The sequence below is a fragment of the Vibrio salilacus genome (genome assembly GCF_002811245.1).
Lineage (GTDB): Bacteria > Pseudomonadota > Gammaproteobacteria > Enterobacterales > Vibrionaceae > Vibrio > Vibrio salilacus.
Map to the genome: position 1 here is coordinate 1 of NZ_NIVQ01000061.1, position 1,780 is coordinate 1,780.

Annotated in this window: 2 protein-coding genes; both read left to right on the plus strand. The window is 40.1% G+C overall.

Annotated elements, in window-relative coordinates:
* On the plus strand, positions 1 to 1,093 hold a 1,093-nt coding region (locus CDZ87_RS16635), incomplete at its 5' end, for a bacteriophage T4 gp5 trimerisation domain-containing protein (protein WP_172953605.1).
* Entirely contained in the window at positions 1,093 to 1,476 is a 384-nt protein-coding gene (locus CDZ87_RS16640) for a lysozyme inhibitor LprI family protein (RefSeq protein WP_100754521.1), read from the plus strand. The genes CDZ87_RS16635 and CDZ87_RS16640, both read left to right, overlap by 1 nt.
* The last annotated feature ends 304 nt before the right edge of the window (positions 1,477 to 1,780 follow it).

Genomic DNA, 1,780 nt, shown 5'->3' on the forward strand with positions numbered 1-1,780 from the left:
TAATTCGTTCGTCTTTATTATTAAAGTCAGTCAAACTCATTCAAGAATTGATGATGTAAGGCGAAGACTTCATGAGATCAGCATTGAAGACCAGCCTCAGCAAGAGCAAGTTTTTGTCCACGCTCAAAAAGATCTCGACATCGAGGTCGAAAACGACACCAGGGTTCATATCAAACATAATCAGTATTTAACCGTCGATAAACTCGCGAATCGTGAATCTCATTCATACAAAAGCGGAGCAAAAGGGCAAGAAGTTGAATACATTCAACAAGCTCTGATAAAACTCGGTTTCGATCTTGGCAATGCAGGCGCTGACGGAGATTTTGGTTCAACCACACAACGTCAGGTTAAGCTGCTCCAAAGTGAGTATAAGCCGACCAACGAAACGCATCTCGCTTATGATGTGGGAGCCGTTGATGGAATCGTAGGTCAAGGAACCTTAGGTCTAGACGAAGCACTTGTTGAGGGGGGGGAGTATGAGAATGATGAGATGGATCTCAAGTGGTTAAAAGTTCCCAAAGGCCAATTAACTTTTAATGCTGAAGGAAATGACATAAAAAATACACCACATTTTTCAAGAACTATCCACTGGCCAGGGAACGAGTTGTCAGGAGTGACAATTGGGAGAGGCTATGATTGTGGGAATAGAAGCCGAAAAGAAATTTTCTCCGATTTGACCCGCGCGGGTGTTGAACGACAAATCGCACAGTCGATATCAGAAAGTGCTCGTCTAAAAGGCAATGACGCTAAGTTATTTGTCAAAAATAATAGGCAACGAATAGGAAATATCACTAGAAAAGATCAACATGAACTCTTCGTTTTGATATATCCTGACTACGAAAGCCGTGCTGTTAGTATTTACAACAAATGGACGAAAAAGTACCAAGATTCCCGAGTGGCATGGACTAATCTCGACACAAAGATAAAAGATGTTCTCGTCGATTTTGTTTATCAAGGTTTCACTAAAGGCCCTAGGCCAATGACTAAAGGTATGAACAATGATAGACAAACGCTTATTGAGTACATTGAAGGAAGTTCGGTTCTAAGTTCTTATGAACCGGGAAGACAACGAGCCAACTATTTGAGGAAATAATGAATAGTAGAATAAAACTTGCTTTCATCCTTGTGGGTTTACTATCAAGTCTACCTGCCTCCGCATGCTCTCAGCTAGAGTCATCAAGCGATCGATTAACTTGCCAAAAAGCAGCGGAGGAAGAATCAAAGTCTAAAATGCAAAAAGTCTATTCTGAATTGTATGGTTATTTGTCTGATATTGATGAATATCAAATACAAATTACACGCTCACAAGAACTATGGAATCAGGCTGCAGCTCAAAACTGTAATGTCTATGCATACTTTGTTGAAGAAGGCACTATGGTTCACAACATTACAGTAAGAGAGTGTATGACTGAAGAATATAAAAATAGGGAAAAATTCCTAACTCACTTACGCACCGTAATAGACCAATTTTATTAATGAGTAGAATACCCTAAAATAACCAGCACATAATCTACTTTATTCTAGTTTTAATCTTGATGAGTGCTTTAATACACATCCATAGCAAAGATGCCATGCCAATTAACCACTGGCAGAAGCAAATCTATAAGCGTTTTTACCCGATTGCTTGACCTTATACGTCGCATCATCGACACCAATACGAGCCAACATCTCCGACTGTCGGATGGCTGTTTTGAAGCGCTACGATTTTTAATACCTCGTCCGACGTCATGACCATATTGGTCATTGATCTTGTCTCACCGCAAACAAAAAAGGGTGTCAG

Bases quoted from the DNA above. Each gene is read 5' to 3' on its own strand.
- CDZ87_RS16640 (WP_100754521.1), top strand. From the start codon at position 1,093: ATGAATAGTAGAATAAAACTTGCTTTCATCCTTGTGGGTTTACTATCA.